The 16,987-nt window shown below is 36.2% G+C and carries 11 protein-coding genes; 10 read left to right on the top strand and 1 reads right to left on the bottom strand.

The window, feature by feature from the left end:
- Positions 1–70: 70 nt before the first annotated feature.
- The 6 genes from urtD (at position 71) to ureG (ending at position 6,188) form a co-directional block, all read left to right on the top strand.
- Positions 71–829 carry an urea ABC transporter ATP-binding protein UrtD gene (gene urtD / locus IC221_RS01425; protein WP_188167270.1) on the top strand — a complete coding sequence of 253 codons (759 nt, stop codon included), beginning with the start codon at positions 71–73 and terminating at the stop codon, positions 827–829.
- Between the two features lie 384 nt (positions 830–1,213).
- The gene (gene urtE, locus IC221_RS01420) at positions 1,214–1,969 is read left to right on the top strand and encodes an urea ABC transporter ATP-binding subunit UrtE (protein ID WP_188167269.1); all 756 of its coding nucleotides are present in this window, start codon (positions 1,214–1,216) and stop codon (positions 1,967–1,969) included.
- A gap of 29 nt (positions 1,970–1,998) precedes the next feature.
- Positions 1,999–2,739 carry an urease subunit gamma gene (gene ureA, locus IC221_RS01415; RefSeq protein WP_188167268.1) on the top strand — a complete coding sequence of 247 codons (741 nt, stop codon included), beginning with the start codon at positions 1,999–2,001 and terminating at the stop codon, positions 2,737–2,739.
- Positions 2,740–2,782: 43 nt separating this feature from the next.
- The gene (gene ureC, locus IC221_RS01410) at positions 2,783–4,492 is read left to right on the top strand and encodes an urease subunit alpha (protein ID WP_188167267.1); all 1,710 of its coding nucleotides are present in this window, start codon (positions 2,783–2,785) and stop codon (positions 4,490–4,492) included.
- Positions 4,493–4,789: 297 nt separating this feature from the next.
- The gene (locus IC221_RS01405) at positions 4,790–5,446 is read left to right on the top strand and encodes an urease accessory protein UreF (protein ID WP_188167266.1); all 657 of its coding nucleotides are present in this window, start codon (positions 4,790–4,792) and stop codon (positions 5,444–5,446) included.
- Positions 5,447–5,450: 4 nt separating this feature from the next.
- Positions 5,451–6,188: an urease accessory protein UreG gene (gene ureG, locus IC221_RS01400; RefSeq protein ID WP_044212651.1), complete on the top strand. Its 738-nt coding sequence runs from the start codon at positions 5,451–5,453 to the stop codon at positions 6,186–6,188.
- A 77-nt stretch (positions 6,189–6,265) separates the two neighbouring features.
- On the opposite strand, the gene IC221_RS01395 is transcribed toward ureG, so the two are convergent.
- Complete coding sequence (locus tag IC221_RS01395; protein WP_188167265.1) at positions 6,266–7,120, bottom strand: urease accessory protein UreD; 855 nt, start codon at positions 7,118–7,120, stop codon at positions 6,266–6,268.
- A 121-nt stretch (positions 7,121–7,241) separates the two neighbouring features.
- Here IC221_RS01395 and IC221_RS01390 point away from each other — a divergent pair, with 121 nt between their 5' ends.
- The 4 genes from IC221_RS01390 (at position 7,242) to IC221_RS01375 (ending at position 16,270) form a co-directional block, all read left to right on the top strand.
- Complete coding sequence (locus IC221_RS01390) at positions 7,242–9,062, top strand: PAS domain-containing sensor histidine kinase (protein WP_188167264.1); 1,821 nt, start codon at positions 7,242–7,244, stop codon at positions 9,060–9,062.
- 278 nt (positions 9,063–9,340) lie between these two features.
- Positions 9,341–10,573 (top strand): MFS transporter, encoded by a 1,233-nt coding sequence (locus tag IC221_RS01385; RefSeq protein ID WP_188167263.1) that lies wholly within the window; start codon positions 9,341–9,343, stop codon positions 10,571–10,573.
- A 385-nt stretch (positions 10,574–10,958) separates the two neighbouring features.
- Positions 10,959–13,019: a sugar-binding protein gene (locus tag IC221_RS01380; protein ID WP_188167262.1), complete on the top strand. Its 2,061-nt coding sequence runs from the start codon at positions 10,959–10,961 to the stop codon at positions 13,017–13,019.
- A 230-nt stretch (positions 13,020–13,249) separates the two neighbouring features.
- Positions 13,250–16,270 carry a CHAT domain-containing protein gene (locus IC221_RS01375; protein ID WP_188167261.1) on the top strand — a complete coding sequence of 1,007 codons (3,021 nt, stop codon included), beginning with the start codon at positions 13,250–13,252 and terminating at the stop codon, positions 16,268–16,270.
- The last annotated feature ends 717 nt before the right edge of the window (positions 16,271–16,987 follow it).

Raw genomic sequence — 16,987 nt, 5'->3', positions numbered from 1 at the left:
GTATTACTTGCCCATGACTTCAGTCATGGTGTACGGTATTTTTATCAAGTACTTAACTAAATAAAAAACGATGTTATCAGTAAAAAACTTAAGCGTGGCTTTTGGAGGAGTACAGGCTTTGAAATTGGATCAGTTTGATTTAAAAGAAAACGAATTGAGAGTAGTGATCGGCCCTAATGGGGCAGGGAAATCTACTTTTATGGATATAATTTGTGGAAAGACAAAACCGGATGAAGGGTCAATCTTGTTCAAAGGAGAAGAATTGATTGGTATGAGCGAAGTGAAAATTACGGAAATGGGAGTGGGGAGAAAGTTTCAGAAACCAACAGTCTTTACAGGCTTGTCGGTTTTTGATAATATGCTTTTAGGCTTGAAAGTCAAAAAGGATATCATTTCCACTTTCTTTTACAAAACAAAAAAAGAACACTTAGAAAAAATCCATGAAATCGCTTTGAAAGTAGGTTTGCAGGATGATTTAGATAAAATAGCCGGTTCTTTATCGCATGGTAAAAAGCAGTGGCTGGAAATAGCAATTGTCTTACTCCAAGATCCAGAATTGATGTTGATTGATGAACCTGCGGCAGGAATGTCAGACTCCGAAGCAGAAAAAACAGGCAATCTGTTGTGTGAGCTGAGTAATTCTCATAGTGTTATTGTGATTGAGCACGATATGAAATTTGTAGAGCAAATCGCTATTGATCAAGTAAGCGTTTTGGTACGAGGATCGATTTTGACACAAGGTACTTTTCAGGAAGTCAAAAATGATCAACAGGTTATTGATTGCTATTTGGGAGCACCTGATTCGGCTCAGACCCAACGTTCAGCATAGTATGTTTAATACGTTTTGTCAACGCTTGACAGACCGTTAGGAAATCATTGAAGACTCTACTTTCAAGCTTCCTTCTTCTTCATTTTTGTCTTGAAACAAAAACGAAGCAAAAAATTCAAGGCTTTGAAGTCAAAAGCTAAATTACATTTCTTTCGCCTAAATGATTTTAAACTCGCTGCGCTCAAACAGCAAAATCATTCTTAACGGCTCTCTTCATGTAATTCTTAACGCTTTTCCCTTCAAGGCCGGTGGGAGTTCTACCTTAATTTAGAAAGTAGTAGCTCCACTGGCGCGAATGTTAAGCGATAGCGTCATTCGTGCCTTGCAGATCAATAGAAATCTCCTGATTTCTATATCAAAAGACTCACTTAATCTCGAAATAAAATGGAACTCGTAGCCACAGAAAATAAAATCACGTCCTCTTGGAATGAACTCGAAACACATTTAAAAGTCAGTGCCTTGGAAACTTCTTATGGGGAAAGCCAAGTGCTTTGGGGAACAGAATTAGAAGCCAAAAAAGGAAAAGTAACAACCATCATGGGAAGAAACGGAGTTGGGAAAACGACTACTTTAAAAACCATAATGGGATTGCTTAATGTACAAAGTGGAGCCATAGAATTTGAAGGAAAAGACATTTCAAAACTTCCTCCACACAAAAGAGCAAAAGCAGGAATTGGCTATGTGCCTCAAGGGAGAGAAATCATCCCGAAATTAACCGTTTATGAAAACCTTCTGATTGGTTTGGATGCGTGTACAGATAGAAAAGCGAAAATTCCAGAGGATGAAATCTACGAGCTATTTCCCATTTTAAAAGATTTTAGAAACCGCCCAGGAGGAAACTTAAGTGGTGGACAACAACAGCAGTTAGCCATAGCAAGAGCATTGTGTGGAAGGCCAAGTATGTTGCTTTTAGATGAGCCTACAGAAGGAATTCAGCCTTCAATTACGCAGGATATAGGAGATATTTTGAAAAAACTTGCATTGGAAAAAGGAATTTCTGTAGTTTTAGTAGAGCAAAAACTAGATTTCGCATTACGAATTTCTGATTACTTCTATATTATGGATAGAGGTAAGGTCATCGAACAAATGGAAGCAAGTACTATTGACGCCGATAGAATTCGTAAGCACTTATCAGTTTAGACAATTTTCAATAAGCTAAAACTACTAACATGCATCTAAGTCCGAAAGAAATAGACAAATTGATGTTGCACAATGCTGGTGTAGTAGCACAAAAACGCTACGCTAGAGGTGTATTACTCAACTACCCCGAATCAGTCGCTCTCATCTCCACTCAACTATTGGAGTTTATCCGTGAAGGTGCTTCCGTAGCAGAATTAATGGATAGAGGAAAGAAAATACTAGGCATTGACGATGTAATGCCCGGTGTAGAAAAAATGCTCCATGAAGTACAGATTGAAGGTACTTTTATGGACGGTACCAAACTCGTTACAGTGCATTCACCTATCTGCGACGAAAACCTTGACAACGATTGGGCTTTATATGGTTCTGGTCTGACAAAATCGAAAACAAAAATTGAAATGGATAATGTATCCAATCCTTTACCGGGTAAAAAGGAACTGGGTGAAGGAGTCATTATTCTCAATGAGAACAGAAAAACCATCACATTAGACGTGACCAATATGGGAGATCGCCCCGTACAGGTTGGTTCTCATTACAACTTTATTGATACCAATATTCAATTGTCCTTTGATCGAATGGCCTCTCTTGGCTACCGACTCAATATTCCTGCAGGTACTGCTATCCGTTTTGAACCAGGAGAAAATAAAAAAGTAGAGTTGGTAGAGATTGCCGGTCAAAAGATCATTTACGGAGGAAACAACATCGTAAACGGTCCTGTAGATCAGGTGACGGAAGAGGAAATAAAAGAAAAACTAGCCAAAACGGTTTAGTTTTCCCAACAGCTTTCAATTCGATCAATTAACAAAAACGATTATGGCAAAAGAAATTAGCAGACAGGCGTATGCCGATATGTACGGCATCACTACTGGCGATAAATTATATTTAGGCGATACAAACCTTTGTATTGAAGTAGAAAAAGATTACACCGTTTATGGTGAAGAATGCAAGTTTGGAGGAGGGAAAGTATTAAGAGACGGCATGGGGCAAGCTTCAGGGTTACGCCGAAAAGATGTATTGGATATGGTAATTACCAATGCTCTGATTGTCGATTACACAGGTATTATTAAAGCAGATATTGGTATAAAAGACGGTAAAATTCATACCATTGGTAAAGCAGGAAATCCGCATATTATGCCCGGTGTTCACCCTGATATGATTGTAGGAGCGAGTACCGATGTAGTAGCAGGAGAAGGGGCAATTATCACTGCAGGAGGAATTGATTCACACATTCATTATATCTGTCCGCAACAGATCGATGAAGCATTGGCTTCAGGTGTTACTACTTTCTTAGGAGGCGGAACAGGACCAACAACCAATTCCAATGCGACCACTTGTACTCCGGGAAAATTTGCCATCCGTATGATGTTGCAAGCCACAGATGATTATCCGATGAACTTTGGTTTCTTAGGAAAAGGAAACACATCGCACCCCGAAGCATTAGAAGAGCAAATAGAAGCGGGGGCTTGCGGTTTGAAATTACATGAAGATTGGGGATCCACTCCAGCGGCAATTGACAACTGTTTGAGTGTGGCAGATAAAATGGATGTTCAAATCTGTATTCATACCGATACTTTAAATGAAAGTGGTTTTGTAGAAGCTTCAAAAGCCGCTTTGAAAAATAGAACTATTCATACCTATCACACCGAAGGTGCAGGTGGAGGTCACGCACCAGATATCATCATGTTATGCGGTGATCCGAACGTAATTCCATCTTCTACCAATCCCACAAGACCCTTTACAGTCAATACGATTGATGAGCACTTGGACATGTTGATGGTGTGCCATCACTTAGATAAAAATATTCCTGAAGACGTTGCTTTTGCAGAATCAAGGATCCGTCAGGAAACTATTGCTGCCGAAGATATTTTGCATGATATGGGTGCTTTATCCATTATCGCTTCTGATTCTCAAGCTATGGGACGTGTAGGAGAAGTGATCACAAGAACTTGGCAAACGGCGGCGAAAATGAAGGAGCAAAGAGGCTTCTTGGAGGAAGATCAATCAGGAAATGACAACCACAGAGTAAAACGCTACGTGGCAAAATATACCATCAATCCAGCCATCGCTCACGGTTTTTCACATGTGACTGGTTCGATTGAAGTAGGGAAAATGGCGGATATTGTATTATGGAAGCCTCAGTTCTTTGGTGCAAAACCAGAAATCATCATCAAAGGTGGTGTAGTGGTACAAGCACAAATGGGTGATCCGAATGCCTCTATCCCAACTCCGGGCCCATCTTATTCAAGACCGATGTTTGGTTTTAAAGGAAAAGCAGCTCCACATACTTCTGCTGTTTTTGTTTCAAAAAGCTCTATTGAAAACGTAAAAGAATACGGTATCTCAAAAGAAATCGTAGGTATTAAAAACTGTAGAAATATTGGTAAAAAGGATATGAAACTAAATAGCACACTTCCGGAAATCACCGTAGATCCAGAAAGCTATAAAGTAACTGCCGACGGTGTGCATTTATCATGTGAACCAGTAGCAAAAGTTCCTTTGGCACAACTGTACAACCTATTCTAAGACAGCATTAATATAAGTCTAATCTTAGATTGGTTAGTAAAAAATGGTTTTCAATTGAAGTTCGAGCTAGTGGCATAGAAGGGAAAAGCGTTAAGAATTTTGTGGAATAAGCCGTTAAAAAATCTTCGTCTGTTTGAGTGCAGCGAGTTTTGAAGATTTTAGGCTTATGGAATAAAATTTAGCTTTTGACTTCACAGCCTAGATTTTTTTGCTTCGTTTTTTCATCAATGGAAAAAATGAAGAAGACAGAAGAAAATAGGAGTAATTTTCAATGCGACATCACACTGTTAAAATGGTATGAATACTGAATTATATCAAATATTGCATATTGCCGATTCTGCTTTCCCGATTGGTGGTTATGCTTATTCCAACGGATTAGAATACGCCGTAAAGTCGGGGATCATTTCAGATGTAAAAGGGTTGAACCAATACCTGAAAGATTACCTCCATCAGATCATCAAGTTTGATATGGCTTTTGTAAAGGAGGCGTTTGAGGCAGAAGCAGAAGAGTTACCGCATTTATGCGAAAGCTATGATGTGATGCTGTTGAATCCGGCGATCAAAAAGGCAGGGGTGGTATTGGGTAAAAACTGGAAAAGAGCCATCAAACAATTGCATGGTGAAACAATAGACCTTTGGCCAGTAAAAGAAGCCGATCCTGATTTCTTGATCATCTTCGGCTATACCTGCAAGCTATTGGGGTACTCATTAGAAAATGTATGTATCCTCTATCTTTTTATGATTGCTAGAGATCAATTGAGTGCCATCATTCGTTTGGGAACACTCGGTCCATCGCAAGGACATAAAATGCAGAGCGATCTATTGAAGGAACTCGAAAAAACGTTTACTATTGACCAAATACCTTCAGTAGAACAAGCCTATAAATGCACTTACATTGTAGAAATGGCACAGCTCTCACACAAATATTTATACACAAAACTTTTTCAAAATTAAGATTATGATTTCATTCACTCCTGGGTGTTCATTACCTCACTTATTCCATCAAGAACATTACGACGGTCCTGGTTTTTTCTCCAATAGAGAGTTAAGCAAAGAAGACCGAAATTATAAAAAAAGAGCATTTACGGTAGGTATTGGCGGACCTGTAGGTACGGGTAAAACAGCCCTTTTATTACAGTTGTGCCGTAGACTAAAAGAGAAAACGAATATTGCGGTAGTGACCAATGATATTTTCACCAAAGAAGATGCAGAGTTTCTGACAAGAAATGAAGCATTGCCGGCAGATAAAATTGTAGGTGTGGAAACAGGTGGTTGTCCTCATGCAGCTATCCGTGAAGATATTTCCATTAATATGAATGCATTGGAGGATTTGATGGAGAAATTTCCAGATACAGAAATCCTTTTTGTAGAAAGTGGTGGAGACAACTTAGCGGCGCACTTCAGTAAAGAATTAGTAGACTTCTCGATTTATGTGATTGATGTATCGGGTGGTGATAAAATTCCTAGAAAAGGTGGTCCAGGTATCACACAAGCGGATTTGTTAGTCATCAACAAAATTGATATTGCAGAGTTAGTCAACGCAGATTTAAAAGTAATGGAAAGAGATGCAACGAAAATGCGTCAAAACGGACCGTTTATTTTTGCAAAAGCCTACCATGGTTATAATGTGGATAAGGTGATTGACCATATTTTCCATGCAAAAGCACATGCTTTGGAGGAAGCACATACACACTAATATTTTTTCAAAAGTAAAACTAACACTGTTTCAAGCTTTGAGACTTGAATTAGTGTTAGTTTTACCCTTAAATTGAATTATAATTTCCTATCATAAGGATTAAAATTCAATAGAGAATTATTTTTAAATATTTTAGAGAATTCATGTATAAAATCATATAATTTGTCATGATTTATACTTGATAACCGAACTAAAATCACCTCACTATTAATACGGTCAAAAGAAACTAACACTTCAGGTTCCTGAGTGATATTCGCTTGTACCGTTTGATGGGTGACTGCACTTAATTTTTCCTCCATCAATTGCACTTTCTCATTTTTCTCATCACCCACCAAAAAGATATTAATAAAATTAGTGTGCTTGAAGAATACGGCCGGAGAAGTACAATTTTGCGTATCAGGAGAAATCATAAACTTGTCGGCAACCACTCTTTTTCCTTCTTTTCTAATATTGATCTCAGAATAAAAATGATGGAATTGGAAAACTTCGCCTGTACTCACTCTTCCTGCCTGCACCCAATCCATAAAGAACAAAACACTGTTTTTACCCAAATCAAATTCAGTAAATTGCTTTAATTTTCCATTAGAGTGCAATACCAACGGATCATTCAATTGATAAAACTCCGCATTTTCATGTACATTGGTTTTCTGAATCATCTTACAAAAACGTCCATCTTCTGATTTGTAAACTCTGGCATTGGCCTGAGAAGTAAGCAATGCTTTGGTGTCTTTATTGGCGTTGATTGTAAATTGAATATTATCTCCTTGAACCATCCCTCCACCGTAGTTGGTAGTCACCAGATGTACCGCTTTATTATGTGTTTTTGGTAATAGTATTTTTAAAGGATTTTGATTGAAGTGGCTCGTTACTTTAGAAGTGTTTTGTATATTTTTTATTTCTATATAAGAGCCTAGTTTTAAGTTTGTTGTCATTGTTTGTAGTATTTGAAATGAATTGAGATTTATATCCAAATTTAATGATTGAATTACACTACAAAATAGTAATTTTTTTTGTAAATAGCACTTGTAAATTTTGAAAAATTAAGGATTAATTATGCATAGAAATAATGATACTCAAACCAAGCAAACTATCCGCTATTACAATCTGATGTATGCGATTGCATTATCGGTCATAGCCATTATTTCTATCGTCAGCCAACTCTTGATTCAAAGCTATTTGGGCAATCAATTACATGATACACATTTGATCAATTTTGCCACAAGACTACGTTCCAATTCTCAGTCTTTAACTCGCTTGGCTTTACTGTTGGAAAGTGAGAGAAGCAACAAGACACACCGCAAGGATTTTCAGAATATTTTGATGCAATTACAGAAGACCCATGAGAGTTTACAGCACGGCAATGAATTTCTAAATATACCGGAAAACCACAATGTGGATATGATCGAACTCTTCAATATCATTGAAAACCCTTATAAAGAAATGATTGACGCCGCTTGGGAAATCGTCAATATTACAGCTCCTGCTAATCGGAAACCACTAGATCGAAAAGCTTTAGAAGAGCAGATTGATCAACTCTTAATTAGTGAGAAAGCGTACTTTTTAGGAATGGAAATGATCGTTTTTGATTACGATAGAATCTCTAGAAAGAACGTTATTTTTCTCAAAAAAATAGAATTATACCTTCTCGCATCAGTCATCATATTATTACTTTTAGAAGCCTATTTTATCTTCAGACCATTAGCAAAAAGAATACGTTTGTCATTTGAGGAACTGACTGATTCTGAGAAAAATGCAAGAGCATTAGCAAGAGAGATAAAAGTAGCAAACAATGTATTGGAGAAGTCACATCAGAGCCTTAGAGATATTAATTTTACCTTAGAAAAGGCCACTTACTTTGTGAAAATTGATACTGAAGGCAATATCATTTATGCCAACGATAAGTACTGCAATGTCACAAAGTATGAAATGAGCGGACTGTTGGGAAGGCCTCTTTTTTACAATGACAAAACGCATAATGAAAATATCATTTATGATCATATCAAGGATCCTATAAGAAGAAATGAAGTATGGCAAGGTGAGATTTTCGATCAAGCGTCTGATGGAACGGACTTTTGGTTGGAGGTGACTTTGATGCCAATGATTGATAGCAAAGGACAATTATATCAATTTTTGGTGATTGGAATTGACATTACAAAACGTAAAAAGACAGAGCAGGAATTGCACCTTTTGATGAAAGAAAAACTAGAAAATCAGAAGGAATTGAAAAAGGTGAAATTACAATCTATGGTAGCTGGTCAGGAAAAAGAAAGAAAAAGGGTGGCTGTAGAAATCCATGATGGCATTGGTCAGATGTTGACTTCTTTGAGAATGAAAATAGAAATGCTGGAAGAAGAACACCCTATAATCTTTGAGGAAAACAGTGATGTAGACAATATGATTCGAAATATTATCGGAGAATCACGTCGTATTTGTGGAGAATTGCTACCAAGCGTTTTAGAGGATTTCGGATTGAAGTCAGCTATCGAAGATTTGGTCCTTTCCATTCAGCAGAGCACCAACTTGAATATACAGTTTATTGATAATTTCGAGCTAGAAAAAACATCCATTGATATTGAGATGGGCATGTTTCGTATACTTCAAGAAAGCCTCAATAATGTGATGAAACACGCTCATGCTGAAAATGTTTCTGTTATTTTAGAGTCGGATGCAGAGTTTATTACCATGGAAATAGTAGATGATGGAGTAGGTTTTAATTATTCAACCGCGTCTCTATTGACTTCTGATTATGATGCTAACTCTTACGGCTTAGCCAATATGAAAGAAAGGGCCGAATTATTAGGAGCAAAATGGTATTTGGAGAGCCAAGTTGGAAAAGGAACACATATCACGCTAGAAGTACCCATTTTAGATTAATTATAGATTGACAATTTTGTTGAGTATTGCATTAAAATACTTTACCCATACTTTCCAAAATCCTTTTGAATCAGATACTTTTGTGTGAAAATAGTATAACTAACTACGTTGTAAACTCTAAATCTTCAAATATTTATAGCCATTAGAAATCAGTAGATTTCTATTAATTTTTAAAGAAAGAATGTCGCTATCGTTTAACACCTACGTTAGAGGACTTTCTCCCTTTTTAGTTTATAATGTACTAACCAACCATCGAAATTAAATAGATGCTCAAAAAAATGACTCAACCAAAAGGTTCCTTTTGGGATATCTATAGAGGTATACCCAAGGAAATATGGATACTCTCCATTGTATCGCTAATCAATAGAATTGGAGCGATGGTAATTCCTTTTTTGTCTATTTATTTGTCCGACAGCAAAGGCTTTACCTTACATGAGATCGGGTGGATTATGACTGCCTTTGGGGTAGGTTCAGTCGTCGGGTCTTGGTTAGGAGGAAAGCTAACAGACCGAATTGGTTTTTATCCTGTTATCGTATTTAGCTTATTGACATCAGGTATTGGCTTAATTATTTTAAAAGATTTAGACTCATTTATGCAGATCGCTTTGGGTTTCTTTTTAGTGATTTTACTGTCCGATATTTTAAGACCGCCTGTTTTTGTGGCTGTCAATAACTATTGCAATGAAGAAAATAGAACAAGATCGATCACATTAGTACGATTGGCAATCAACTTGGGTTTTGCATTTGGTCCTGCAACAGGAGGGATGCTGATTGCTTCATTTGGTTATGCTTCTCTTTTTTGGGTAGATGGCTTGAGCTGCATTTTGGCAATGCTCTTTTTCATATTGACGTTGAAAAAACCAATGAATGCATTGTCTAAAGAAGAAAAAAAAGAAGAGGATTCATCAGTATTAAAATCGCCCTACAAGGATAAATCGTACCTTTTGTTTGTACTTTCGTTGACATTATTTGGTCTAGTTTTTATTCAATATTTCAGTACTGTACCACTTTTTTATAAAGAGGTACATGGACTAAGTGAAGCGACGATTGGTTTGATTATTTCAAGTAATGGATTGATCATTTTTCTTTTAGAGATGCCATTGATGCATTGGATTGAGAAACAGAAGAAAGCTTCCAAAATGAATGTAATGATGATTGCAGTAGGTTGTGTGATCATCAGCTATATACTGTTAATGGCAAGTTTTGATGTGAGTTTATTGGTTGTTGGGATGATCTTTCTGACGATTGGGGAAATGTTGATGTTTCCATTGTCAAACACCGAAGCAATGCAAAGGTCACTGGGCAAAAATCAAGGAGATTACATGGCATTATATGCGATTTCCTTCTCTATTGCTCACCTGATTGGGCATAATTTAGGAATGCAGTCTGTTGATTTTATGGGCTTTAACCTCACTTGGGTTGCAATGTCTATTGGGCTTATTGTTAGCCTATTCTTACTTCAACTTTATAAGCAATCTGTTAAAAAGGAAAAGGAACTAGAACTGAATTAAGCAGTTGCATACTTGAATTACCATTTAATGGGGGAGTAATTTTAATCTTTTTCAACATTACAATTGAATTGGAAAAATTAAAATTATTCCCCCCTTTTTTTATGTCAAATTATTAGCCTAACGTCGCAGTTTTAAATAGTAATTTTGATTGATCAAGTATCTTTTTAATAACTATTATTCATTGAGCGAATGACTATGATTTCAACTGTTTGACTTGAAGTGAATTATTATAAAAGGAATGAAATGAAGCATAATTAAACAACAATAAAATACCGTATTGCATTAATTTTATTGAAACAGAATTTACCATTTTAACACTCAAGAAGGCAGTTTGAACCGTCATCCGCTTTGTTGCACACGTCTGTGCATAAAAAACAAAAAACGTATGATGAAATACTTACACAACACTAATCTCTTTTTAATTATCTGTCTATTTTTTCAAACGAACACCATTGCTACTGCTCATGAAAACTGTACAAAAGACGTATTTGTTGAGCGTGATGGTTATGTGGTGTTTGAAGCAGAAAACACCACTCTCAATGACTATTGGATAGTCACAAATTCTTTTGATGAAGATGCACTTGGAGAAGGGCATATCGAATATCAGGGAAAAAATAGCTATGGTTCTGTAGTACAGGAAAGTATTATTACTTACAAAATTCAAATCACTAATCCAGGGACTTATCGTGTAAAATGGAGGTCAAGAAATGGTAAAAACGCTGCTAAGTTTGATGAGGAAAACGATAGTTGGTTGATGGTCGAAGCAGCAGAATTTTATGGTATCAAGGCAAGTACCAACAAGAAAGTGCCGAGTACAGATCATTTTATGAAAATGTGGATTCAAGACCTTAATAAATGGTCATGGAATTGTTTTGGTGAGCATGCCGGTATAAATGGAATGAATGTCTACGCCCGTTTTGATGTTCCGGGAGTTTATGAAATCAAAGTTTCAGGGAGATCCAAATTTCACCCAATTGACAGAATAGCTCTCTTCCAAGAAGGTAAAGGGAGTGTGGCAATGGCTAACGGTACGCCTGCTATGGAACTGGAATGTGAAGATGCTTCCTTCCGAGAATTTGCTTCTTCTCGTCAATACAATATCAAACAATTGGACGAAAGTATTACTGTAGACGGGGAAATCGAAACGCTTTGGGATTATGTTGCACAAAAGAAAGGAAATTATGAAGTCAATGAGCAACCGATCACAGCTTCCGACCTTTCTTATACTTTCAAAATGGCATACGACATGGACCACCTTTACTTACTGGCTCATGTTACTGATGATAATGTTCAGGCAGTGGATGCTTCCTCTTCAAAAGAAAATGGAGATGCAATTGAATTATATTTTAATCAAGATAATGAGCATTTAGAAAATGGTACTTATGATGAAGGAGATTTACGTTTGCGATTATTTTATGGAGACAATAGCTACAAGGAATATGAAGGAGGTAAACAAGACATCAACTTTGATGGATTTGAATATGCTACCGTCAAAACAACAAATGGCTATGTACTCGAAGCAAAAATTCCATGGATGGTCATTTTAGATGATGCTTCTAATTTAGAAAACGCGAAGATTGGTTTTGAATTATCAGCCCTGGATAGAGATACCAATCTAGTGGTTGAAAACGAATTGAATTGGGCCAACAATACGGGTATTAATTCAGCGAAAAGTGATACTCGAAAATTCGGTTCCATGTTTTTAGAGGAATGGACTTACAACTATCCATTTAAAACGGATTGGGAAATCATTTATGTAGACAGTGAAGACACTAAAGGCATTGCCGAAAATGCGATTGATGACGATATGGAAACGTTCTGGCATACGGAATGGAGAGACCAAAAAGCAGCTATTCCACATGAAATTCAGATTGATATGAAATCAGTATATGCCATTGAGGAGTTGCATTATTACAATCGTCAAGATGAGTTTGGACCTAATGGTGCCATCGGTGAGTATGAAATATATTTAAGTAATTCGCCATCAGATTGGGGTGATGCCGTGGCAAAAGGAACATTAAATTGGGGTAATTCTTTGGTAGGAAACTATAAGATGCTTCAGAAAATAGTGTTTGACCAACCACATGCAGGAAGGTACTTAAGAATTATAGCATTGTCTGAAGCACAAAATAATGCAGAAATACCATTTACAGCTGCTGCTGAATTTTATATTGTAGGAGATAAAACGGATGAAGTATTAGCATTGGAAACACCTCCAACTCCACAGCTGACTATTTACCCTAACCCTGCAAATCAATACGTATTTATTGATAGTGAATTGGAAATTTTGAACTATAAAATCTTCAATACCAAAATGCAAAAAATCCAAAGCGGAGTCTTAGAAAGCTCATCAGCTATAGATCTTCAATACTTACCCTCTGGACTGTATTTTCTTTCTTTAGAAACCCACAAAGGAGTCATTGTAAAGAAACTACAAAAGAAATAATCATCAATTTTTACCCACCAATATAGACTAAGGCAACCTCGATCATTTGTATCGAGGTTGCTCTTTTTAAAATTGCAGTACTTTTTATATCCTTCTCTTTTTTCTATTTTAGCCTCCTCAATACCAAAACTAAAGTAAATTAGGGCTGAATATGCCAATGCTTAGGTAGAGATAAAAGCCAATAATGGTGTTAAAGTCAAACAAACTATTTAATATTACGAATTAAATCGATGAGGAATTTTTCAAAACTATTGCTGTGTACATTACTCTTGTTTTTGTGTCATCATTTTCCTGCTTGGTCCCAAGAGATCAACAATTCTAAAGCATTAAGAGCAGCCTTGCCAGCCATGAAAAAGGAGAAGAAAGAGGTAGACGCACTGAATTCAGCCTATAGAAAACAATATGGTGATGAGTGGAAAGCGAAATGGGCAGAAAAAGTAATTGAAAACATGGAAGGCAAAGATTTCTTTGTAAGAAGTGCTGCCACTGTATCTGTTTATTCTTATTTCAAACCCCAAGAAAATCAAGCAATAGACCAATTACGAAAGGAATATTTGGAAGAAGTGAAAGGCTTTATTTTTGGTTTTGAGATGGATGAAAAAGAAAGTTTTGAAGAGATGGAAGAACTCTTTAAAATTATAGAAACATACCTTGTCATTCAGACCCAAGCGAACCCAATGTTAATGCCGCTTCAGAAACTAGCCGATAAGTTTTTCTATGTCAAACCTTATTTAGCTCGATTAGATGTACTTTATAAGAATGCTAGTGCAGAAGAAAAAGAAGAATATGAGGATTTTTATGATGACGTACAGCGTTTCTGGAATAATGCAAAAGCTCAATCTTTAAACTTCTCAAGAATCATAAGAGAAGAGCTTTCTAAAAAGACAATGGACTATCAAGCAATATTTGGTTTGGTCAATAAAATGTATAGCTCCAATCAATATTATCTAGGTGCTAAGTTGACTCAAAAAGCAGTGGAGCAATTGGAGGCAACAAACAATACAAGTCATTATTTCTATCAAAGTTTCTTGATGAGTTTAGGGAATTTCTATTCTCTCCAGGAAAACTATGAGAAGATGCTTGAAGTACAATTAAAGCAGGAAAAACTAGGGCTATTGAGTCACGAAACGACTCTGATCTATTCTTACTTACAACTCAAGGATTACGAAAAGTCGTTAGAGCTTGCGGAAGCTTATTTGAATAAAATTGACCCTACCAATCCATTTTATTTTGGGATTATCAATTGTAAAATATCATGTCTTTTTGGATTAGAACGATATGATGAGGCTTATGATGCAAGTATGGAAATGATGACTGCATCAGAGAAACAAGGAAAGGATGTAAATTCCGGTTCTTACTTTACGTTAGGAGAGATTTGTAAACGTAAGGAGGATCCCGAACAAGCAGAAGATTATTTCTTTGACGCTTTTGAAAAGTCAAAAGTAGAAATTGGAAGATTACCGGATATGGGAGATATGGATAACACTGCCATGCTGACAATGAAACTCTACAATTTCTATTACTATATGATGTATGTAGGTGAGTTGATGACTGAAGGAAAAGCGGATAAAATTGATTTAAATAAGATTTTTGAGGAGTATGATAGCTTTGATTACATTATCAGAAATATCTTGCTAAACCCATCAAAACTAGGTAAAAAAGAGATCATCAATATTTCGGAACAGTGCGGCGATATTATGTATCAATTGGCAGCAAATGTGGATCGAAAAGAAGCAAAACAGTTGGCTTATAATTATACTCTTCTGTCGAAAGAAATTGATTTATCATCCGTAATTGCCATCAGAAAGTACGCTGCAGATAGTAAAAATAAAGATTACAAAGGTCTCTTTGAGGAATGGATGAAAGTCAGAAAAGAAATCTTATTTCATGAAGAAGGATTGGACATTGATAGTTTGAAAGATATCAGCTTCGGTTTGCATAAAGAATTGGCGATCAAAACGAAGGAACAAGTATTTTATGAAATGGAAAAAAATACTGTGGAATGGAAACAAGTACAAGCTGCTTTAAAGGATAATCAAATTGCAGTTGAATATGTCTTTTATGCTCCTGATAGTTATGCGGCATTGGTATTGAAAAAGGATATGGATTCTCCAGTGATCATTCCATTATGTAAAGAGAAAGAGCTCAAAAAGTGGTTGGAACCGGAGCAACGTATGAGTGAAATCAATGGTATTGACTATGTTTATAATCAAAATGGAAAGCAAATTTTATCACTCATCGTTGACCCATTACGACCTTATTTATCAGATGTGAAGACAATTTTCTATGCACCATCAGGTATTTTGCATGGTATTTCTTTGGAGGCTTTGAAACTATCTTCTGACGAAAAAGCAAAGCGATTAGGAAAGGAATTCAGACTAAAACGAGTAAGTAAGACTTCTCTTTTGGCACAGCAAACAAAGCTTTCTCCTCGCAAAGCTACCATTTTTGGAGGGATGAATTATGATGATCAGGCATTGCAGGAGCAATCTGAGTCGGGAGGAGAAAGAGGTTTGAAAGTCAAAAATAAGAAGAAGAAAAGTTCAGCCCCTTCTGCTCCACAAGAGAACCAAATACAAATGGTAGGCGGAACTTTCAATTATTTAAGAGGAACGCTGAAAGAGGTTGACTTGATTAATGAAGAACTTACTTCTTCTTCGGTGGAAGTAGATTTATATACAGGAAATTCCGCAACGGAAGATCAATTTATTGAATATTGTAAAGCACCAACTGATATTCTTCATATTGCCTCTCACGCTTACTTCTCTCCCTATATCAAAAAAGAAAAAATAGCAGAAGGCTCATTTAAAGGGGCTAAAAAGATATATTCAGATCCCGATCCAATGAACAGAGCTGGAATTGTATTTTCGGGAGCCAATTACTTCTGGGAAACCGGGAAGAATTTTGAAGATAAAAGTGATGGTATTTTGATGGCAAGTGAACTATCCAACTATGATTTAAGAAAAACAAACTTGGCCATTGTTTCAGCATGTCAGTCAGGTATCGGTCAAAGTACAAGATCTGAGGGTGTTTATGGTTTCCAAAGAGCTTTTAAATTAGCTGGAATTGAGCATCAAATCATCAGTTTATGGACAGTAGATGATGCCGCCACACAAAAATTTATGACACTTTTCTATAAGTATTATGTAGAACTATCGGATATAGATTTGGCTGTCGTAAAAGCAAAAGAAGAACTACAGCAGGAGTACGAACATCCTTATTATTGGGCTGCTTTTGTACATGTGCAATAGTAAGCAATAAATCTATTAAAATAGAGATTAGAAAATAATGAGCCTTTGGTGAAAGTAATATAACCAAAGGCTCATTTTTTATGTATTATAAATTAATATTTTGAAGTTAAATATTTTGTAAATTTCTTTTTATGGATGATAAATGGTAGTGTATTGTGGTTCTGTAGGGACGTTGCAATGCAACGTCCCTACAGAACTGCATTTTAGAAGGTTATTATTAAATCTTTGTCTTTTGACATGTAATTAGACAATCATTTAGTAGTATCTTCCTCGGCCTTGAAGGGAAAAGCGTGAAGAATTTCATGTATTGAGCCGTTAAAAATGATTTTGCTGTTTGAGCATCTCAAAATGATGAAGTTTTGATCGAGTTATCCTTTCAATAGGCGAAAGGAATGGAATTTAGCTTTTGACTTCAAAGCCTAGATTTTTTGCTTCGTTTTTCATCAATGGAAAAATGAAGAAGAAGGAAGCTTGAAAGTAGCCCCTATAAATGCTTGTAGAAAGGTCGATTGAAAGTAGATGATAATTTAGTTTACAATGTGCTAAATTATTCGGGGTAATTGTGATTTTTGCCTGATCACCTGAGAGAAGGGCTAAGCATAACACTTAACCCTTCATGTTCGATACAGGTAAAGATGATTTACCGAACATTAACCACTGTAGCTCACTACAGAATAGAGTATTCGCTTGTTTCAGCAAAAATAGTTTGGGTAAAAC

The organism is Flammeovirga sp. EKP202 (genome assembly GCF_014534745.1).
GTDB lineage: Bacteria > Bacteroidota > Bacteroidia > Cytophagales > Flammeovirgaceae > Flammeovirga.
Note: the sequence above shows the minus strand (reverse complement) of the source record. Positions and strands in the feature narration are given on the sequence as shown.